General features: G+C 38.8%; 19 protein-coding genes. 4 read left to right on the top strand and 15 right to left on the bottom strand.

Annotated elements, in window-relative coordinates:
* Window positions 1–8 precede the first annotated feature (8 nt).
* Genes UR08_RS10495 through UR08_RS10480 form a run of 4 tightly spaced genes read left to right on the top strand, consistent with a single transcriptional unit; the run spans window position 9 to window position 4249 of the window.
* Window positions 9–566, top strand: a complete 558-nt coding sequence (locus tag UR08_RS10495; protein WP_115753584.1) for a hypothetical protein — start codon at window positions 9–11, stop codon at window positions 564–566.
* Window positions 556–1758 (top strand): ATP-grasp domain-containing protein, encoded by a 1203-nt coding sequence (locus tag UR08_RS10490; protein ID WP_115753583.1) that lies wholly within the window; start codon window positions 556–558, stop codon window positions 1756–1758. Before UR08_RS10495 ends, UR08_RS10490 begins: the two co-directional genes overlap by 11 nt.
* A gap of 20 nt (window positions 1759–1778) precedes the next feature.
* Window positions 1779–3017, top strand: coding sequence for an ATP-grasp domain-containing protein (locus tag UR08_RS10485; RefSeq protein ID WP_115753582.1), 1239 nt, complete (start codon window positions 1779–1781; stop codon window positions 3015–3017).
* On the top strand, window positions 3014–4249 hold the full coding sequence (locus UR08_RS10480; RefSeq protein ID WP_115753581.1) for an MFS transporter: 1236 nt from the start codon (window positions 3014–3016) through the stop codon (window positions 4247–4249). The genes UR08_RS10485 and UR08_RS10480 overlap by 4 nt, the downstream gene beginning before the upstream one ends.
* Before the next feature lie 577 nt (window positions 4250–4826).
* On the opposite strand, the gene UR08_RS10475 is transcribed toward UR08_RS10480, so the two are convergent.
* From UR08_RS10475 to gyrA, 15 genes are all read right to left on the bottom strand, one after another.
* A complete protein-coding gene (locus UR08_RS10475) occupies window positions 4827–6020 on the bottom strand; it encodes a NupC/NupG family nucleoside CNT transporter (RefSeq protein WP_115753580.1) in 1194 nt (397 codons plus the stop codon).
* Window positions 6021–6084: 64 nt separating this feature from the next.
* Window positions 6085–7389 (bottom strand): pyrimidine-nucleoside phosphorylase, encoded by a 1305-nt coding sequence (locus UR08_RS10470; RefSeq protein ID WP_115753579.1) that lies wholly within the window; start codon window positions 7387–7389, stop codon window positions 6085–6087.
* 5 nt (window positions 7390–7394) lie between these two features.
* Window positions 7395–8342 (bottom strand): sugar-binding transcriptional regulator, encoded by a 948-nt coding sequence (locus UR08_RS10465; protein ID WP_115753578.1) that lies wholly within the window; start codon window positions 8340–8342, stop codon window positions 7395–7397.
* A 28-nt stretch (window positions 8343–8370) separates the two neighbouring features.
* Complete coding sequence (locus UR08_RS10460; protein WP_115753577.1) at window positions 8371–9561, bottom strand: phosphopentomutase; 1191 nt, start codon at window positions 9559–9561, stop codon at window positions 8371–8373.
* A gap of 138 nt (window positions 9562–9699) precedes the next feature.
* Entirely contained in the window at window positions 9700–10359 is a 660-nt protein-coding gene (gene deoC / locus UR08_RS10455; RefSeq protein WP_115753576.1) for a deoxyribose-phosphate aldolase, read from the bottom strand.
* A 188-nt stretch (window positions 10360–10547) separates the two neighbouring features.
* Window positions 10548–10880, bottom strand: a complete 333-nt coding sequence (gene qoxD, locus UR08_RS10450) for a cytochrome aa3 quinol oxidase subunit IV (protein ID WP_115753575.1) — start codon at window positions 10878–10880, stop codon at window positions 10548–10550.
* The gene (qoxC, locus tag UR08_RS10445) at window positions 10881–11492 is read right to left on the bottom strand and encodes a cytochrome aa3 quinol oxidase subunit III (RefSeq protein ID WP_115753574.1); all 612 of its coding nucleotides are present in this window, start codon (window positions 11490–11492) and stop codon (window positions 10881–10883) included. It abuts the gene before it with no gap.
* Window positions 11480–13465, bottom strand: coding sequence for a cytochrome aa3 quinol oxidase subunit I (gene qoxB / locus UR08_RS10440; protein WP_115753573.1), 1986 nt, complete (start codon window positions 13463–13465; stop codon window positions 11480–11482). Before qoxB ends, qoxC begins: the two co-directional genes overlap by 13 nt.
* A gap of 16 nt (window positions 13466–13481) precedes the next feature.
* A complete protein-coding gene (gene qoxA, locus UR08_RS10435) occupies window positions 13482–14588 on the bottom strand; it encodes a cytochrome aa3 quinol oxidase subunit II (RefSeq protein ID WP_115753572.1) in 1107 nt (368 codons plus the stop codon).
* Between the two features lie 258 nt (window positions 14589–14846).
* Window positions 14847–15911: a phosphomevalonate kinase gene (locus UR08_RS10430; protein WP_115753571.1), complete on the bottom strand. Its 1065-nt coding sequence runs from the start codon at window positions 15909–15911 to the stop codon at window positions 14847–14849.
* Window positions 15895–16872 carry a diphosphomevalonate decarboxylase gene (gene mvaD, locus UR08_RS10425; protein WP_115753570.1) on the bottom strand — a complete coding sequence of 326 codons (978 nt, stop codon included), beginning with the start codon at window positions 16870–16872 and terminating at the stop codon, window positions 15895–15897. Before mvaD ends, UR08_RS10430 begins: the two co-directional genes overlap by 17 nt.
* Window positions 16829–17797, bottom strand: coding sequence for a mevalonate kinase (gene mvk / locus UR08_RS10420; protein WP_115753569.1), 969 nt, complete (start codon window positions 17795–17797; stop codon window positions 16829–16831). The genes mvaD and mvk overlap by 44 nt, the downstream gene beginning before the upstream one ends.
* 22 nt (window positions 17798–17819) lie before the next feature.
* Window positions 17820–19172, bottom strand: coding sequence for a tripartite tricarboxylate transporter permease (locus UR08_RS10415; RefSeq protein WP_115753568.1), 1353 nt, complete (start codon window positions 19170–19172; stop codon window positions 17820–17822).
* Window positions 19169–19423: a hypothetical protein gene (locus UR08_RS10410; RefSeq protein WP_115753567.1), complete on the bottom strand. Its 255-nt coding sequence runs from the start codon at window positions 19421–19423 to the stop codon at window positions 19169–19171. The genes UR08_RS10415 and UR08_RS10410 overlap by 4 nt, the downstream gene beginning before the upstream one ends.
* Window positions 19424–19590: 167 nt before the next feature.
* Window positions 19591–22122, bottom strand: coding sequence for a DNA gyrase subunit A (gene gyrA, locus UR08_RS10405; protein WP_115753566.1), 2532 nt, complete (start codon window positions 22120–22122; stop codon window positions 19591–19593).
* Window positions 22123–22129 lie beyond the last annotated feature (7 nt).

Raw genomic sequence — 22129 nt, 5'->3', positions numbered from 1 at the left:
GAGATTAGATGGAGAGAAAAGCAGTTACTTTTGGCAGATTTAACACATTTTCAAGAGGTCATGAGAGTTTCATTCAATCAATTTTATTAGAGTGGAGTAAAGTTAGTATCGGAGTAATTGAAAATAATCCTATTACGGTAGAGGATAACTTGTTCGCTAATTTTATTAAAGAATGCGATAGAAACTACATCAAACCTTTGAATAAAATACAACATAGAATGAATTTAATGGAATTAATACTCGACGAAAAAAATTTTTTAGAAAATTGTAGTATTATAAAAATTAACAGACCTGAATTATATCCAGAGAAATTTAACGAAATGTTCCCAAAAAATGTATATGATGTGGTATTTGCGATAGATACAGACTCTCAATTTGATATAAAAAAGATAGGGATTTTTGAATTACTACTTAACAGACCTATAAAATTGGTGAAACCAGATAAAATTATACATTCAAGTGATATTATTAAAATGGGAATAGAGGAGATTGGGTTTAGTAGATCTGCAATTGATTATTGTCAAAAACATGGAATACCATTAGGGGGGGAATATTATGAAAAATAGCATTAAACTTATTATATACGCCTATCCCCCCGGATCTATTGGTCTTGACCCAAATAATTTGGGTGAAAGTACATTCATTATAGTTCCTCTCGCTATGAAAGAGTATTATATTAATTATAATCAAGATAAAGTTATATATGATCAATATTTTAATTACAATTCAATAATTTCAATAATTCAGCAGCTTTTATCTATGTATATAGTTAGTGAATTTATTGTGCTGAGTGAGCCAGATATTGAATTCGGAGGATTATTAAACGACTATTATGGAATGGATAAAGCAGCCCAAGGACTTACAAATGCAACTTTATATCGTAATAAATATTACATGAGGTCACTGCTTAAAGATAAAGTTAATCAGCCAGATTTTTATTTAGTTAAAAATAAAAAAATGATATACGAAATATTTGAAAAAAAAGAGGATAGAATGGTTCTTAAGCCCTTATCTAAAGATAGTGCTCAAGGAATTAAGTTCATAGAAAATAAAGATGAAATTGAGTATATGGAGATGGAGGAAGAAGCATATCTTTTGGAGCAGGTGGTAGAATACAAGACTATGTTTACAACAGATGGGATTTGCAAGGGGCCAGACATAGTAGAATTCTTTGTACATCAATATGATGAACCGATTCTTGAGACATTTCAAAAAAGTAAGCGCCATATAACAAGAACACGCGATTTATATTTGGAAGAAAGGATACAAAAGACACTTTTTGAAAACACAGTTACTATATTAAAAACATTTAACAAATGTGATGAGGTATTTCCATTTCATATGGAATGGTTTCTCAAAGGGGATAGTGTAATTTTTTGTGAAGCTGCCTGTCGATTTGGTGGGAAAATAGGCTCTTTAATTCAGGAAGCTTATGATTTTAACATCTTTGATAAATACTGGTCTATTAAATTAAATAAAAAAGATGCATCTCCCATTTGCTTTAGAGAAATTCGTAAGCCCAATAAAATTGCGCTCAATTATTGTGCGTACAAAAAAAATGGTGTACTCAGGTTTATTCCCGATTTTAAGGATTGCGGATTGAAACTCAAAGTAGAAATAAATCAGGCCTATGTAGCATCTTCTAATATTCAAGAAAGTTCCTTTGAAGTTAATAAAACTTGTGATTCAGAGAGTGATTATACATGTTTGATAAAAAGACTAGATAATTTAAGTGCTAGTTTTATTTATGAACAATAATTTGAAAGAGGTGTAAAATTTTGTTTATTTTAATCAATTCCTTCTCCTTTAAAGAGTTAGGATTATCAGAACATTTGATAGAAACCAGTAACATATTGATTATATCACCGTCTAGAGTAAAAATATCATTTCCTATGATTTCAGACAAAGTTATTTTTATGGAGGAGTGGTCGGATGATTATCTTCAACAACAATGTTTAAAGCTGAATTTAGTGGAAAAAAGTTCACTGTTTATCGCCAATGGTGAAGAAAAAATTGTGTTGGCAGGGCTTCTTAATGCACAATCGGGTATCAGTGAAAGTTACTTTCAAGCAATGAGTTTTATCGATAAATATCTAATGAGAACACTTTTAACAGGTGTTGTACAGCAACCAAAATTTATCAAAATAAACACTAAGAAAGAAGTAAAAAATTATTTTACAGAAAATACAGCTCAACAATATATTTTGAAACCAAGAGCACAAAGTTCTGCTAACGGACTATATATAGTATCTTCCAGTCAGGAAATTGATATGCTACCTGAAAATTTAAATGGATATATTTTGGAAAAATTTGTTGATTACGATATTATGTTAACCAGTGATGGTATTGCGCAAGATGGAAAAATACACACATTTGCTGTCCATGAGTATGGCGAGAAATTAACGGAAAGTATAGTTAAATGCCATTATGCAACAGTCAGCACAAGTCATTTTTATACTACTAATCCAGAAGTTATTGAGAAAGTTTTTAAAAATACTGAAAAAGTTTTAGATAAATTAATGGTTTATGGTCACCCGATTCCATTTCATATGGAATGGTTTTATAATAACGAAACAGGTGAGCTAACTTTTTGTGAGGGCGCCTCAAGATTCGGGGGTGCTGAAATACCCAAGCTTATTGAATGCGCATTTGATTTAAATATTAAGAATTTGTACTGGTCAATGCTTCTAAATAAGAACATTAATGAAACAGAGAGAGCTGGAATAATACGGATTCCACGTTCCTACGGAGCAACATTTTTAAGCTATCGGAGGGAAGGTGTGATAGAAAAGTTACCTAAGCAACAATCTACAGAGTGGTTTGATAAATATTCATGTTATGTTAAAGTTGGTGATAAAGTTAAAACATCAAGTACAGCTACAGAAAATATTTTTATTGCTGTTTTTAAATGTAAAAAATCCGAGAATATATCTAAAGGAATTGAAAAGTGTGTTCGATTACTGAAAGATGAGGTTGGCATTCAAAAGACTGAAACAATTCAAGAGGAAAAAGTATGAAAATTAAAAATCTCCCTATAAATATTCAAGTACGACTTTGGGGTTCTTTTTTGAATCGGATAGCAAGTAGCGCTATCTTGCCGTTTATGGCGCTGTATTTAACTGAAGAAATTAGCGGCTCTTTCGCGGGTGTTTTCTTAGCTATTATTGTCATCTCTACATTTGTGTTAAGTATCGTAGCAGGGTATGTGTGTGACAGGCTTCCTCGAAAAAAAATGTTGCTTTTAACAAGTTATGCTGAGGGTCTTCTCTTACTTGGTCTCATGTTGATGGTATGGCAGAACGATATCTGGGCGTTCATTGTTATTTACACGCTTTATATCATTGTCTCTACTTTTAGAAGACCGAATCTAACAGCATTAATCCAAGATTCTGTAACTGAGAATAATAGAAAATTAGTTTTTCGTCTAGATTATTGGCTAATTAATTTATCAATGGCTTTAGGTGCATTGATGGGCGGTTTGCTATATGTGAATCATAAAGTTCTTCTTTTCTTCACTCTTTCATTTACGACACTAGCACTTGCTGTAGCCTACACTATTTTTGTAAAAGAAACAAGACAATTTGTGAATGCTAAACAACACAATAATATTTTCAAAGATATCATTAGATCATATACCAAAGTATTTTCGAATAGGCGTTATATGCTACTTATGTTAGGTGGAATGTTTATTTTTTCAGCAGAGTTAAGTGTAAGCGGATATATTGCGGTTCGCTTATCACAAGATTTTTCAACATTTAATCTATACTCATTTCAATTTGATGGTGTAAGGATGTTTTCTTTAATTAACATAACAAATACTATAATTGTTGTTTCATGTACTTTTGGAATAGGTAAATTGTTATCAAATGTATCTACAAAGCGTACTTTAATTTTAGGATTTCTATTTTATTCGATTGGCTATGTATTTTTGACATCAGCTAGCCACTTTTGGTGGCTCTTGTTGTTTACTATACTAGCTACTTTTGGCGAACTAATCTATTCTCCAGTGTTGAATGCAGAGGAAGTGAAGCTGATTCCGGCAAATCAGAGAGGAACTTATGCTGCTGTATCTTCATTTAAATTAACTGGCGGAGATTTAATATCAAAAATCGGACTTGTTATAGGAGCTTTTTTATATCCTTGGTTAATGAGTATTATTATGGCATTTATTCTTTTTCTTGGTTCAATATCAATTATAGGAGCACTATTTTATTATAAAAAAAGCCAAGTCAATGTTAAAAACTTTTAAAGGTGGCTAATTTCTTAGAGAGCTAATAGTAAGAACTCTGAGTTAATAAACTTGTATTCTAGCATTTCCCAATTGGAAAATGTTCAGTCAGGAAAGAGAATATAAATAAAAAGCATACTGCAATACACAGTATGTTTTTTATTTATATTGATTTCAACAACGGCTACTCTATTACAGTCAACAATATTGCTTTTAGGTTTATATATAATTGAAGTTTGTTACCCCCAAATTATTCTTTCAAGTAATTCATCCACTACATGATCTTCCAACTAACTTACGAATAGATCTCATGTCGTCCGTTCTTTGAAATCCGCTAGCAACTTTAGTGTACTCTTCATTATTATAACCACAAAGCCAACACTTGAGTTTACTATCAATCATCCTTTTCCAAAAATAAGCTACTCAAAAAACCTACAAATAAAATTTTCCATATTTATAATTACTCCTTTCAAAATCTACACCAAAAAAATAATAGGTAATAGCATAAATAGACTTACTAACTCTAGCGACTGCCTTCCCTTATCTATACAAAATTACTTCCATAACAAAAAAAGCGCGCTTCCGCACGCTTTCCCATTTAAAAATACAATCCAACAATAGTTCCGGTCAAAATCGAAGCAAGTGTTGCTCCTAGCAATAGTTTCATTGAAAACTTCGCAACGGAAACGCTTTGTTTTTCGCTGATTGATTTGATTGAACCTGTGATAATCCCAACTACACTGAAGTTTGCAAATGAAACGAGGTAAGAGGAAATGATCGCATTACCTTTTGGCGTTAGTTGCGACGCTAATTGATGTAAATCGCCCATCGCTACAAATTCGTTCGTCAATAATTTAGTGGCCATCAAGCTACCTACTTCGGTAATGTCACTAACGGGTACCCCCATCAAGAAGGCAATCGGCGAGAAGATATAGCCCAAAATCTGTGTAAAGCTGATGTGTAAAACGGCTGTAAAAGTACTATTTAAGAAGGTTACAAGTGCTACAAACCCAATTAGCATCGCTGCGACAGTTACCGCTAATTTGAACCCTTGTAAAATATAGTTCCCTAATACTTGGAAAAATGGTTCTTTAGCGGCTTCCCCTGTTAATTCGTCTCTTGTGATTTCATCTTCTGGACCTACGTCATAAGGATTTACAATACAGGAAACGATTAATGCAGATAAAATATTCAAGAAAACAGCTGTAACAACAAATTTACCAGGAACAAGTTCCATATATGCTGCAAGAACTGCGGCCGATACGGCACTCATTGCCGATGCACAAATCGTGTATAAACGTTTAGCATTCAATTTTGGAATTTCATCTTTTACAGTTAGGAAAACTTCTGGTTGTCCAAGAATCGCTGTTGAAATCGCAAAATAACTTTCTAGTTCGCCCATTCGCGCCACTTTATTAAGCGCCCAACCTGTCCATTTGATGATAAATGGTAAAACTTTAATGTAATTCAAAATACCAACTAGTGCCGAAATAAAGACGATTGGCATCAATACGTTTAGGAAAAAGACGGATGCACCTTTTTGAATGACAAGGCCACCAAATACAAAGTTGATTCCGCCCGCTGCTTGTTCCATCAGCCAGCTGAAAAAGGAGGAAATACTGGATAAAACTTGAATTCCACCTGTTGTATTTAAACACAAGAAGGAAATTACTAATTGTAAGGCAAACATGATGCCCATTTTTTTAAATTTGATGTTCTTGCGATCGCTGCTGACTAGCCAGCCAATCCCAAAAACAAGCGCTAAACCAGTGAATAAAAAGATAAATCGCACGTTTCTTACACCTCTCTCATTAAGTTTACAATTCTATGTCTATTTAAGAAACATTTTTCTGTGATTAATCAATGATTTTATAAATCATTTTTGGTGCCGTTGCTGTCTCCGCAATTTCAACATTTTGATAAATTAAGTCTTTAATGGATTCGATTTCTGCTTCTGGTTGATTGGCATAAATTGTCATTAGTGACTCGCCTGCTTGAACTGCGTCCCCAATTTTTTTGTGCAATTCGATTCCAACTGCATAATCTAATTTATCACTAGCTTTTTGTCGTCCGCCACCAAGTAGCATACTGGCAATGCCAATTTCATCAGCTGTTATTTTAGCGACAACACCGGCTTCTTTTGCTGGAAGTTCGATTTTATATTTAGCTTGCGGCATGATGGTATAGTCTTCAATCACACGTTCATCGCCACCTTGAGCTTTAATCATTGCTTTGAAACGATCTAGTGCAGAACCGTCAGCAATGGTTTTTTCAAGCATTTGTTTAGCTTCATCAAATGTTTTTGCCTTTTCACCTAGTAATACCATATAACTTCCAAGTGTCAACACAAGATCAACTAAATCTTTTGGTCCCTTGCCTTTTAATAAATCAATTGATTCTTCAATTTCTAACGCATTTCCGATTTTATTTCCCAGCGGTTGGTTCATATCCGAAATAAGCGCCATACATTTCATTCCAACACCTTTTCCGATATCAACTAGCGCTTCCGCTAGTTCTGTTGAGTCTTCAAGTGTCTTCATAAACGCACCAGAACCTGTCTTAACATCAATCACAAGTGCATCTGTTCCAGAAGCAATTTTTTTACTCATGATCGAGCTGGCAATTAATGCGATCGAATCCACGGTATCTGTAACATCACGTAATGAATATATTTTCTTATCAGCTGGGGCAATATCACCAGTTGCTCCGATAATTGCCAATTTTTCATCTTTTACTTGGCTGATAAAGTCCTTTTCACTAATTTCAATTTGATATCCTGGTATCGCTTCCAATTTATCTAAAGTTCCACCTGTATGTCCTAACCCGCGACCTGAGATCATCGGAACAGGGATACCAACCGCCGCAACAACTGCTGCAAGTGGTAAGCTCACTTTATCACCTACGCCGCCAGTCGAGTGTTTATCTACTTTGATGCCAGGGATTTCAGATAGATCCAAGTGTTCGCCAGATTCCATCATTTTGATAGTTAAGCTCGCACGCTCTTCTTTCGTCATGTTTTGGAAATAAATGGCCATAAGTAGCGCACTAATTTGATAATCAGGAATGGTTCCGTTTACAACACCGTCTACAAAAAATTGAATTTCTTCATCTGTTAATTCGCCACCATTGCGTTTGTGGTCAATTACATCTATCATTCTCATGTCTCTTACACCCTCTCGTAATCTATTAATGCTTGCGCTAGTGCTAAATCGATCACTGCATGATTAGCGTAGCCTGCTGTTAACACGGCATTTACGCCTGCAAGTTTTGCAACACCACTAGCCACTAAGATTGAATAACGTTTTTCTTTTAAATCGGATAATTGGATGCCAACTGTTCGTTCATTTAATTTTTCATCAACCAATTCGCCGTCTTTATTAATAAAGCGGGAAACAATATCACCAACCGCATGGTCTTGCAGATTTTCTTTTTGGCCTTCATCAAAATAACCTAATTGAAATAATAAAGCACTTTTACGAACTGTTCCAACGCTAAATATAGCAATATTAGCTTTCTTCCCACAATCTAAAACAGCCTTAATAAAACGATCTTGCTCCACCATTTCTTTCGTCACTTGATTATCAAAAATTGTCGGTAGCGGCAAATATTGCGGTTGTGTATGATAAACGCGGCCTAATTCATTAATGCTTTCATAGGCATAAGTTCGTTCATTTTCAAAGTTAACGCTTCCTTTTAATTGTACAACTTGAACGCCAGGGACTTCTTGATTCTCCATTCTTGTGGTTACAGAATGAATCGTCTTCCCCCAGCCGATGCCAATAATATCATCGGGCCGAACGATCTTCGTCAAAAAATCTGCCGTATAAGCACCGACACTATTAATCGACAACGTTTCACCGTTAAAATTCGACGGAACGACCATGATTTTTGCCCCATATTTTTTGGACAATTGCTGCGACAGCTCATCAGCGTTTAGCAGCGGGTTAAAAATTTGGATTTTAACGAGACCGCTATCTCTAGCACTTCGTAATAACCGGGAAATGGTCGGGCGAGAAAGATTCAATTTTTTTGCAATGGCAGCTTGCCCCATATTTTCTTCATAATAAAGGTGTGCTACTAGCAGACTTTGCTTGATTTTTTCTTCATCTGTCATTGTTATCCTCTTCCTCCCCGTTTTCCCTTTAATTTAATTCTGCTAAAAAACTTGTTCCCACTTTGCTACCAGAAACGCCAAAGTTATCTGTTACAGTAGCTCCTAAATCAGCAAATGTTTTGCGAATGCCTAAACTGTTTCCTTGTTTCATGCTTGGCGAATAAGCTAAAAGCGGTACTTGTTCGCGCGTATGATCGGTTCCTTTAAAGCCTGGATCATTACCATGATCTGCTGTTATCATCAACAAATCATCCTCTTTCAAGTTGGCTAAAACTTGACCAAGGCGTTCATCAAAGTCCATCAAAGCTTGACCAAAACCAATTGGATCACGGCGATGGCCATACATTGAATCAAAATCCACTAAATTTACGAAACAAAAACCCTTGAAGTCTTTTGCCATGACGTGGTCTAAATGATCCATGCCGTCCATATTGCTTTCATTATGATAAACTTCATCTAATCCTTGACCGGAGAAAATGTCATTGATTTTGCCAATTCCAACTGTATGAATACCAGCCGCTTGGAGATCATCCAAGTCGGTTTTACTTGTTGGTTTTAATGCAAAATCATGTCGGTTAGCGGTTCTTGTAAAGTTATCTTTATTCGTTCCCACGTATGGTCTAGCGATGACACGTCCTACTACATATTCAGGACCATTCACTAAGCTACGAGCAAACTCACAAATTTTGTAAAGCTCATCAACTGGGATGACTTCTTCATGTGCAGCAATCTGTAATACGGAATCGCCTGATGTGTAAATAATCAAATCCCCAGTTTCTAGCTGATGTTCCCCGAGCTCTTTAATAATTTCTGTTCCAGAAGCTGGTTTATTGCCAACAATTTTGCGGCCTGAGAACTCTGAAATTTTAGCTAGTAGCTCGTCCGGGAAACCATTTGGAAAATAACTAAGCGGCTCTGTAACAGGCAGTCCCATCATTTCCCAGTGCCCATCCATGCTATCTTTCCCTGCGGAAATCTCCGTCATTTTACCATAATAGCCAAGCGGTTGTTCCGCCTTCGCCACACCTTCAATCGCCGTTTCTCTAAGATTTGATAAGCCTAATTTTTGCAAGTTTGGTAATTTCAGTTTTCCTTGATACGCTTCACCAACGTGACCTAACGTATCTGAACCAACATCACCAAATTTATCAGCATCCGGTGCGGCTCCAGTTCCAACAGAATCAATGACGATCGCAAAAACTCGATTGTACTTATTCATGAAAAAGTCTCCTTCTCTATTAAAATTACTCGATTACACGATTCATTGTAATTGAGTGAGGTGCCTGGTTTCTACTTAAATCTTTTTAAGCAGCTTTTTCGTTATTTCTCTTCTTACATTTTACACGGAATGCCTATCTTAAGCCAATATTTGTTTTGTCGCACTTACACCAAGACGGCTAGCCCCAGCTTCGATCATTGCTAAAGCTTCTTCTCTGGAGTGGATTCCACCAGAAGCTTTCACTCCTAGACGATCTCCAACTGTTTTGCGCATTAAAGCAACATCTTCTACTTTTGCTCCAGCTGAACTAAACCCTGTTGAAGTTTTCACATAATCTGCGCCAGCTTTTTCCGAAATTTCGCAAGCAGCTACGATTTGTTCGTTGTTCAAGTAAGAAGTTTCAATGATGACTTTTAATAATTTTCCTGTTTTGTGAGTTTCTAGAGCCACGTCATGAATATCTTTTTCAACTTCACTGTGGTTTCCAGCGATCAGTTCCCCGATATTTAAAACCATATCAATTTCTTCGGCACCATCTTGAATGGCAACTTGTGTTTCAAATACTTTTGATTTCGTTGTTGTCGCTCCAAGTGGGAAACCAACAACAGCGATTGGTTTTACTGTTGAATCTTTCAGTTGTTCTGCAACAAATGGAATCCAGTAAGCGTTAACACAAACAGAAGCCGTGTTATATTTTAATGCTTCCTGACAAGTGACCTCAATGTCGCTTTTTGTCGCATTTGGTTTTAAATTTGTGTGGTCTAAATATTTGGCTAATTCTGCAGTCGTTATATTCATTTTTGTAACCCCTTTCTTTTTACAAATTTATCATAGCACACACTTTTACATTTGTAAAATATATTTTTGAAATTTTGTTCATAAAAAATATAAATTACTTGAAATGTTGTCACAAAACCATTTTCACTAATAAAAAACAGGAGTCTAGGAAACATTTTCCCTAACTCCTGTTCTATTTTAATAAAATTTTACATTAAATGGTTCATATGTCCGATTTCCATGACCCAATAAGAGCCAATGACAACCACAATCGCAATAAACGCTGCGAAAAGGATGTTGCCGACTTGGATTCGGCCATCGCGACCTTCTGTCATGTGCATAAACATCAAAAGCTGTAAAGCTGCTTGAATGAATGCAAAGATGAAGATAATGACTAGCTTCACGCTATAATCAAGCGAAGAGTAAAGTGCTACCCAAACAGCTAGTAAAGTTAATACGATGGATAAGATAAAGCCAATGATATGCTTCCACGGGATACCCGATTCAACATGTGCGCTATTTGTATTTTTGTTTTCAGCCATTTAGTTCACCATCCCTAACAGGTAGACACCCGTGAAGATGAAAATCCAGACAACATCCAAGAAATGCCAATATAAGCTTGAAATAAAGACTTTGGATGCTGCACGTGGCGTCAAACCGCGCATTTTAATTTGAATAAGGATAAACGTAATCCAGAATAAGCCGATCGTTACATGGGCGCCGTGGGTTCCAAGTAAAACGAAGAACGAAGACCAGTATGAGCCGACTTGCATCGTTACGCCTTCCATAATGTAATGTGCAAACTCATAGATTTCAAATCCAACAAAGCCAGCACCTAGAAGCAATGTGATGATTGAATAAACCATCAACATCTTCGTATTGCCTTTACGCATTTCACCAATAGCTAAGCCACAAGTAAAACTACTTGCAAGTAGCAGGAATGTCATGATGAGTACAAGCGGTAGTTCGAACATTTCTGCTGGCGGATGTCCCGCATTCGAACCGGCTTTCATCATCACAAAATAAGTCGCAAAAAGCGTTGCAAAAAGCGCAATTTCTGCACCAAGGAAAATCCAGAAGCCAAGAATGTTCAGTCTCCCTTGTTCAGATTGATACTCAAGTGGAAGGTTCGAATTTGTTTTTACAGATTCCATGGGTTACCCTCCTTTACGCCCGTTTCACGTTCGTGAGCAGCATGCTCTTCTGTTGCACGAATTTCTTCAACTGAAACATGATAACCGTCGTCTTTTTGGAAAGAACGATAAATCATGCAGCCTAGTACACCCAGTCCTCCAAGGAGTCCAAGCCAGTACCAGTAGAAGACAAGACCAAACGCGCCGATGAAGAAGAAGACAGACATCACAAATCCGAGCATTGTGTTGCTTGGCATATGAATAGGCTGATAATTTTTATCGTCCAAGTAAGACTTGCCTTCTTGCTTCTTATTCCAAAAATCATCAATGCTGTGCCATTCTGGTAGAATTGCAAAGTTATATTTTGGCGCAATCGCAGAGCTTGTTGCCCATTCGAGTGTACGCCCAGCTCCGTCCCAAGAATCGCCACTTACTTCGCGTTTTGAATGTTTGAAGCTGTAAACGATATTCCAGCAAAGAATTAAGAATGCTACTCCCATCAGGAAGCCTCCGATAGAGGAAATAAGGTTCAATGTTGTCCAGCCGTCTCCTTGTGTATAAGTGTAAAGTCGACGTGGCATGCCGTCGAGTCCCAAGAAATATTGCGGGAAGAAGCAGACATTAAAGCCGATTACAAAAATCCAGAAGAACCATTTACCAATTTTTTCATTCAGCTTGTAACCAAACATTTTTGGATACCAGTAAATTAAACCGGCGAAACAAGAGAATACGGTTCCTGCAATCAACACATAGTGGAAGTGAGATACAAGGAAGTACGTATTGTGATATTGATAATCCGCTGCGGCCATGGCAAGCATAACCCCAGTTACCCCACCAATAACAAAGTTTGGTATGAAAGCAAGCGACCAAAGCATTGGTGTATCAAATCGAATCTGGCCTTTATACATCGTAAATAGCCAGTTGAATATTTTAATCCCAGTCGGTATGGCAATCATCATCGTCGTAATCGAGAAGAATGAGTTAACAAGTGCGCCTGAACCCATCGTGAAGAAGTGATGGACCCAAACAATGAAACTCAAAATGGAGATAACAACGATGGCAGCAACCATGGCTGGATAACCAAACAGTTTCTTTTTCGAAAAGGTAGAAATAACTTCTGAGAAGACCCCGAATGCCGGTAGGATAACAATGTATACCTCCGGATGCCCCCAAACCCAGAAAAGGTTGGCCCACATCATCGGTAAACCACCATTTGCTAGCGTAAAGAATGCTGTTCCAAATAAGCGGTCAAATGACATGAGAGCAAGCGCTACTGTCAAAACAGGGAAAGCAAAGATGATAATTAGGGAAGTGATCAAAATTGTCCAAGTAAACATTGGCATTTTCATCAGCGTCATGCCTTTAGCACGCATCCGCATTATCGTGACAAAGAAGTTAATCCCTGTCATAAGCGTTCCTATCCCGGCTATCTGAACTCCGAGCAAGTAAAAGTTAATTCCATAGCCTTGGCTAAATTCTTCTGCAAGTGGCGCATAGTTTGTCCAGCCTGCTGCTGGAGAACCACCGATTACAAAGGACAAGTTGAAAAGCATTGCCCCCATGAAGAATGTCCAGAAACTCAAATTATTTAAGAATGGGAATGCTACGTCGCGCGCACCAATTTGAAGCGGTACTGCGATGTTCATTAACCCGATAACAAACGGCATTGCCATGAACAAAATCATGATCGTTCCGTGTGTTGTAAAGACTTCGTTATAGTGCTGTGCATCTAAAAACTTCATTCCAGGTAAAGCAAGTTGGGTACGCATCATGAGCGCATCCACGCCGCCCCGGAAGAACATTAAAACAGCAGCAATCAAATACATGATCCCAATCCGTTTATGGTCAACGGAGGAAATCCATTCTTTGAAAAGCCATTTCCATTTTTTCGTATACGTTAACAGCACGACAATCCCAATACTGACGAGTGCGATCGAAACTTGTGCACCTAAGATCAGAGGGTCGCCAGTGATGATAAATTCGTTCCATTTCATGTTTTAGTTTCCCCCTTTACTCGCCCGCGTCGTCGGATTCTTTTTTATTGAATTCGTTCGTTTGGATGTCGTCTTCCATTTTTTTCATTTCTTTATCATAGTGCTTATCTGAGTGATATTTCTCGCCATTTTTAATGATCATTGGCTTCATGTGATGCCGTTCAAATTGCGGATTTGTAACCGTAACTGGACGAGCAGGTTTAAGTGGCTTATCAGAAATTGTCACTTTTTCATTTGGATTATGCGGATTCGTTAGCTTGTAGCCAAAACGTTCATACGCATAAAAGACATATTCAGGGTCCGCTGCCACATCAACAAAGGCCAAGTGAGTTCCTGAATAACTCTTTTCTTTCGAGCCTCCTGGAATAAGCAAACGATCATAAATATCTTGTGTGATCAGTGGAGAATTGGCTTTTGTTTTCTTCGCCCATGCTTTATAGTCGCTTTCAGATTGTGCGATTACGTTAAAGCGCTGTTCGTGGAAGCCTTCTCCGTTAAAGTTTGCATTCCGTCCTTTATAAGTTCCTTCTTCATCAGCTTGTAAATACAAGTTCATTGACATGCCTGACATCGCATATTTTTGACCACCTAGTTGAGGCACCCAAAAACTAGTCATTGTATCTGCGGATGTTAATTTGAAGAGAACTGGTCGATCTGTAGGAATATGTACATAGTTGACAGTCTCAATACTTTCATTTGGATAACTGAATATCCATTTCCAGTCCACACTCGTCGCATAAATCACAACTGGATCCTTATGCGATGTTACTTTTGGAGCTTCTTCGCCCGCATAAATCGTTTTGACAGTTGGAATTGCAAGTGCAATAACGATTATGATTGGAATAAGCGTCCATAAAATTTCCAGTTTACGGCTTCCGTGCATATTTGGTTCGTAATTCTTTGGATTTTTTCGTTCACGGTATTTAAATAGAATAATCGTAAGCAACACAAAAATGGTTAGCACGATCAGTAGCATGAAGAATATCGAATAGATAATTAGATTACTCTGATCTTTGGCAACCGGTCCCTTTGGATCTAGTACCGCTAAATCACCACAACCGCTTAATACAGCTAAAAATCCAGCTGAGACGGTAAGAAGTAATGATTTCAGTATCTTTGACACCCTAATCCCCTCTTTTCCTTTTGAAGTATACAGTTCGTATAACGCGCATAAAATATTAAAATTCCAAATTCGTTTTCTACTCCCGCAAAGCATGTTTTCGATTATTTTCACAAACTTCTCAAGCAATAAAAAACACTATGTGCATATTCGTTTAATATTATAACCTATATCTATCAATTATTCAAAGACTGTACATATTAAATTTTTCACAAATAAAAAAAGACCCGACCTAGTGAAATTAGATCGAGTTTTTAGCTTTTATTTTTTAATCGTTACTTGTCCAGTATGGAATGGAAGTGGCATAATTCCTGCTTCTTGCCAAGCACTTTTGACCTTTTCCGCCGCTTTAGAGTCAGGCAAAAAAGCAATGCCGCAATCGCCGCCGCCAGAACCAGATGATTTTCCTGCACCAGAACAATCTGCCGCGATTTGAGCTAATTTTTCAAGGAGCTCCGTTTCAATTTGTACCCCTGCCTGTAAGCCGAGATTTTGAAGTAATCCTCTATTTTCCTTAATTGCTTCAAATACAATGGCTTGATCTTGTTTTTTTAACCCCGTTAGCAAATGATTAACGGCAGCTGTTGAATCCTCTAAAAATTGCTTATAAGCCAGTTGATTTTTTTGCTTAAACAACTGAATCTCGGATACAAGACGCCCAGTACTAACAGGTTTTCCCGTCCAGCCAACTAAAAATGGCCAATCAGGCATCGTCAGTCTTTCAATTTTCAAAGCTGGCCAATCATTTTCAATAAACCAGTTTAAGGATTCATAAGGCAAATGCCGCTTGATCCATTCCTGATCAAAAGTTGTATAGGCAATGAAGCCACCATACATACAAGAAGCAATATCTCCGCAAGAACCATTTCCCTGCACAACAAGATGTGAAAGGGCAGCAAGTTTAAATCTTGTTAGCAAATCCGTTTCTGGTGCGAATTTTTCAAGCAACGCATTAACAACAGCCACTGTTGCCGCAGCACTTGAACCAAGTCCGTATTTAAAACCGGAAGCATCGATCAATTCTGTTTGAATCGTCATTTTAACTGGCGTAAGCGAAATTCCCCGAGCTTTCAAATAAGCCGTTACAGTATTGATCGCTTCAGCTGTAAACGACCAGTGTTCTCCGCTCGCTTTCAGCTCTTCGCCCGTTTGCCAAGTCACTTGGTCTTCATAGTGCGGAATTTTGAGTTCATTTTTTGGCGCGTCTTCGAGAACCAATGTGATGTAGCGATCCACTGCAGCTAAAACCGCCGTATGTCCAGATTCAACTACTGCATATTCACCTGCTATATAAAGTTTTCCAGGAATTTTAATTTCCATTTTCATTCTGAATCACCTTAGCTCCTTCACCTGCGTGACAAATTAAAACGCGACCTACCAATTGATCAATTCGACTGGCTACTTTTTCTTCGTCTTGCCTTAAACATACAATTTTAACATTTGGTCCAGCATCCATCGTAAAATAAGCTTCAATCCCGTCAGCCCGCAACTCTCTCACAGCTTCCATCACAAGCAGCGATTCCTGACTAAAATATGTGAATGGCGGGTTGGCACTCAAGGTTGTTGCGTGCATTTTCATTGCGTTATGCTCCAAAATCTCACCAACTTGTGTGAAATCAGAGTTCGCAAAAGCTTTTTTGATAGCTTCCAAATCCAGTTCAGCTGTCCTCGTCCATTCCGCAAAAAAAGGGGAGGTAAGTACCGTTTGCTTCATTCCACTTCGACTGGAAATTTTTTTAGGTCGATCAGACACAATCGCGACGACAACAGCCAGTTGATCAGTTAACTCACTTTCAAAAGGAACCGCATAAGAATCCGATCCATCCGCTTTTTCACCTTTTTGCCAAATCGCCAAGCCGCCAAAAATAGAACGACTAGCAGAGCCAGATCCAAGCCGGGCGAGTCGAGATAGAGCAATCTTCGAATCCTTTCGTCCAAGTGACGCTGAAGCCGCAGTTGCAAGAGCTGCAAACGCTGAAGCTGAAGAAGCTAGCCCTGCCGCAGTAGGCACATGATTTTCCGAATGGATCACCGCGCGCAAAGTAATATCAAATTCATGTCGCAAAACATCCAAATATCGCTGAATTTTCTTATCTTCACGCTCCTCACCATTTAAAACGAGCAAATCCTTTTCCTGCGAATTGCTCCATTCAAAAGTGGTTTCCGTAAAAAACTTATCAAGCGTAATTGATAAACTGCTATTGGATGGCAAAATCAACTTTTCATCCCGTTTCCCCCAATACTTAATAAGCGCTATATTGGTGTGAGCTACCGCTGTTACTTTCATGCGTTCCTTCTCCAATCGTAAAAATCCATTCTTCACTAGCACCCGCTTCATGGAGAGCCTTCACTAACGACTCAGCCTGCTTTTTGCTAGAAACAAGAGCTACCATACAACCGCCACGTCCGCCTCCGGTCAACTTCGCACCCGCTGCGCCATTTTGCAAGGCTACACGAATCAGCTTTTCTAAGCTTGCATCACTAACCGTAAGTTCCTCCAAAATAGCTTGGGCAGCATTCATCGCTTTTCCTACTTGCTGAATGTCCGCTTCACCTTCAAGTTGCTTCCGTATTTCCCGGGAAATATTTCCAAGTTCCTGAATCATCGGTTTGAATTTTTCCGGCTGCGTTTCAAGCAACCTTCCAACATCCGCAACCGCGGCGCGCGTCTCACTGGGAATCCCCGTATCAGCGACCACCAAAAAAAGTTTTTCATGAAAGTGCATCGTTTCAAGGGCCAAATCTCTTTCAAACCAAACTGGTTTTTCAGTTACAACCGTGACCGCATCGATACCACTTGGGTTCCCATGAGCTATTTTTTCAGATTGATTTACAAATTTGAGCAACGCCTCATCTGTCAGTTCTTGCTTAAAATAAGCGAATAAAGCACGGGCTACACTTGCCGCTACAGCAGCACTCGAGCCGAGACCACGTCCGATTGGTATTTCCGTCAAAACGCGAATCAAAACGGGTTCTGTTCCAATCTGCGCTAAAATAGCCTCAGCCATTTCTTTAATTCCAAAAAGAATCGGGGGCATATTATCCAAATCGCCTGTGAAAAAAGCAGACGAAAATTTAGTTTTTTGATTCGTTGGCAAAACCTCTGTTTCAATGACAGCCTGCGAAAAAGGTACAGCAATTGCAGGTTCACCATAAACAACAGCGTGTTCGCCACATAGTATTAATTTTGCAGTTGCACGTCCTGTAGCCAATTGGCTCCATTCCTTCCTGATTTTAGAATAACGTTGTGACAATCCAAGGTGCGGCATAAAGCGTCATAAATAACACACCAAAGTTAATCCCGAGTCGACTAAGTGCGCCCGATACAATTGCGACAAGAAGTACACCCATCATATTGATAAATCCACCATCCATGTAGCTAAGCATCATAACAAGCGCAATAAATAATCCTAAAATCGCTTCATGTGGAATAAATTTAAACACAAAACGACAAATTTGCTGGGAATACTTCATGATAACATAATATGTTAGTCCAAGTCCTACAACTGAACCGACAATCGTTGCAATCGTAAATTCCGACATCGTGAGCAAGTGGTGCATATTTTTATCCAACGTGAAAATAGGAGGGGCATTAAAAAGTGGATTTGCCGGACCAATCGCAACAGGCGACAGGGGAACCCCAAGCGCGATAAGTGGAATCAATAACCCCGCTAAATAAGTCGAATGCGCCAAACCTTCCATACTAGCTAGGGCAATTTTTGCCTTCTTAATTGGATTCTTCACTCGGCTCACAACCGCTTCACCAAATAACACAGTCATTCCAACCGGGCTCATAAAAAAGGTAAAACAGCCAGCGATAGATGTTCCAAGCGTTGCCCAAGATTCTTGCTTCGTTAATACCTTGAACGGGTTAGGAAATCCCTTTTGTTTTCCAACATTTGCAATCACAATCTCGCGCTTATCTTGTTTAGGCAATTTTTCACGATGTTCCTTATTCAGTAGCGAAATCATACTGAAAATCATCGGACCGATCGTAATCCCAAGGAAAAATGAAATCGTGATCGTCTTCGTTTCAGGAACCGCGCCAACACCCCAATACAAATAACGCATTCCCTCGATAAGTAAACTGAAAGGTAAGATAGCGAGTAACGATAAAATTTTATTTTTACTTACTAAGGCAAGAAATATAGCGCCGATAAAGAAAACAGGGGCCGAGTACTTCGTAATCACTTCGGATAGCGGAGCCAGAAGACCTGCCAAAGCTAAACTAATCGGAACAGCCACAATCGTTCCAATAGCAGCTCCAGAAGCCATTTTGCGTATCCCAACAACTGATTGACCAGCCTCTTTCAAAGTGAGCCCATAAGGGACCATTGGCGAGGCCATAACCCCACCTGGTGTTCCTGCAACAGCGACAGGCACTGCGTCCGTCAAATTAAGCGTCACAACAGCCGAAACAAAAAAAGCAAGCACAACCATCGGGGAAACGCCTAATAAAACGAGTGCAAGAGTCACAGGAGCAAGTACTGCTGTTTCATCTGTCCCGGGAGCAATCCCAATAATCGTATAAATCCCAGCTGCGAGAACAGAAGCAAGAATCATTTCAATCACAAGTTGAAGCGTCATTTGTCAGTCGCCTCCGTCTCATCACTTTCGCGTAGTGTTCGTTTCGGCTTGATGATTAAACTTGAAATGATGAAGCCGATAATGGCACCGCCTAGCCCAAAGAAAAGGGGCATTGGTGCTTTTCCGGGAGCAATAAAATAACCGCCCATGGTAAATCCTATACAAATAATAATTGCAAGAATCAAATCTTTTATGTTTACAAGATCCGCCCAAATTTCAACATTTTGCGAGTCCTTGTTTTTCTTAGTCATTCTTTTTCCTACTTTCTGCACAAGGTTTGCTATTAAAATAGACTACTATGATAATGATAATCATTTCATTGATTTTTTTCAATCTTACTTGACTGTAAATTTTTATTCATAAAAAAACAGATGACACATTGAGAAGAATCTCAACATGCCATCCGCATGTAATTTCATTATTCTTCTAAGTTTGGTCCGTCTTCTTCAAAACTTTCATCTGGAACTTCTGTTTTCAGGGTTTGATCGTCTTCTGCTTCTTCTTCCTCAAGAATTTCATCATCTTCTTTAGGAACTTTAGCAACAGTAGCGACTTTTTCGTTTTCATCCAAACGAATCAGTTTCACACCCATCGTACTTCTTCCAGTTTCAGATACAGTTTCCACTTCAAAACGAATCAAGACGCCATGAATCGTCATCAACATGATATCTTCATCACCAGTAACAGTCTTCATCGCAACAAGTGGACCATTCTTTTCAGTAATGGATACGGTTTTAACACCCATACCGCCACGATTGCGAAGCGGATACTGTTCGGCAGGAGTTTGTTTCCCGTAACCGTTCTCCGTCACGACAAGCACGTTCTGGTCATCTTCAAGCACTTCCATGCCAATTACCTCATCATCATTATGAAGACGAATTCCGCGCACTCCTGCAGCCGTACGACCCATTACCCGAATATTATCTTCTGGGAAATAAATCGATTGACCTGCTTTCGTCGCAATAATCATCTTCTTGCTGCCATCAGTCATTTGAACAGAGATGAGCTCATCATTTTCACGAAGATCCACTGCACGTAAACCGCTTTGACGGATATTCGCAAATTGCGAAAGGGCAGAGCGTTTCACAACACCGTGTTTCGTTGCAAAGAAGAGATAATCGTCATCAGTGAATTCACTTAAATTGATAACCGCATTCACTTGTTCTTGGCTTTCAATGCCTAGCAAATTGATTAGCGGGATTCCTTTTGCCGTACGTCCGTACTCAGGAACCTCGTAACCTTTCGCCCGGTAGACTTTCCCTGTATTCGTAAAGAATAGGAGAGTATCATGCGTGCTCGTTGCAATCAAATGTTCCACAAAGTCATCTTCATGAGTGGACATGCCTTGAATTCCACGACCACCACGGCGCTGACTCCGATACGTAGACAGCGGCAAACGCTTGATGTAGCCTTTTTTCGTTAACGTAATCGCCACTTCTTCTTCAGGAATAAGGTCCTCATCTTCAATGCTGACAAGGTCTCCCGTTAAGATTTCTGTGCGGCGTTTATCGCTATACTTCTGTTTGATTTCTTCTAACTCTTCACGAATAACTTCAAGAATACGTTCTTCATCAGCCAGAATCGCTTTTAATTCATTGATTAGCTGCATCAAATTGTTGTATTCTTCCTCGATTTTCTCGCGTTCTAAACCTGTTAAACGTTGCAAACGCATATCGAGAATGGCTTGTGATTGCTTTTCAGACAAGCTAAATTGTGTCATCAAGCCTTCTTTAGCAATTTCAGTTGTCTTTGATCCTCGAATCAAACTGATTACAGCATCAATATTATCAAGTGCAATTCGTAAACCTTCCAGAATATGCGCACGTGCTTCTGCTTTACGCAAATCAAATTCAGTTCTACGGCGAATAACAACTTTTTGATGTTCTAGATAATGATATAGAATTTGTTTTAAATTCAACACTTTTGGATGGCTATCAACAAGCGCCAACATGTTAATCCCAAAAGTAGTTTGCAGTGCTGTCATTTTATACAAATTATTGACAACTACACTTGCACTAATGTCGCGACGAACTTCAATGACAATCCGCATACCTGAACGGTCAGATTCATCATTCAGTTCAGTGATCCCATCAATTTTCTTCTCACGAGCCAGTTCAGCAATCCGCTCAATCAGCCGTGCTTTATTGACTTGATAAGGTAGTTCCGTAATCAAAATAGTTTCTTTTCCATTACTTTTTGTTTCAATATCCACGCGAGCACGAACAGTGATGGATCCACGTCCTGTTTCATAAGCCCGTCTAATTCCGCTACGTCCCATAATAAGACCAGCAGTAGGGAAGTCAGGTCCCGGAATATGTTCCATTAGTTCTCGAATCGAAATATCTGGATTATGACTTAAAGCAAGGACCCCATCAATGACTTCACCAAGATGGTGTGTTGGAATATTTGTAGCCATCCCAACCGCAATCCCAGATGAACCATTAACAAGCAAGTTTGGAAAACGTGCTGGCAAAATTGCCGGCTCTTTTTCCGAACCATCATAGTTATCTTCATAATCAATCGTGTCTTTATTGATATCTCGCAAAAGTTCCATCGAGATTTTCGACATCCGTGCTTCCGTATAACGCATCGCAGCAGCCATATCTCCATCCACAGAACCAAAGTTTCCGTGTCCATCAACAAGCATATAACGATAACTGAAATCTTGCGCCATCCGAACCATCGTGAAGTACACGGCCGAGTCACCATGTGGGTGATACTTACCAATTACTTCACCGACAATACGAGCCGATTTTTTGTAGGCCTTGTCAGAAGTCATTCCCAGATCATTCATTGCATATAAAATCCTGCGGTGAACGGGTTTAAGTCCATCACGCACATCAGGAAGGGCACGAGCAACGATAACACTCATTGCATAATCTAGGAAAGACGTTCGCATTTCTTTATTTAAATTAACTTCTTTGACTCGATGATTTGGTGTTTCTGCCATTATAACG

It is taken from the genome of Listeria kieliensis (assembly GCF_003369925.1).
Classification (GTDB): domain Bacteria; phylum Bacillota; class Bacilli; order Lactobacillales; family Listeriaceae; genus Listeria; species Listeria kieliensis_A.
Note: the sequence above shows the minus strand (reverse complement) of the source record. Positions and strands in the feature narration are given on the sequence as shown.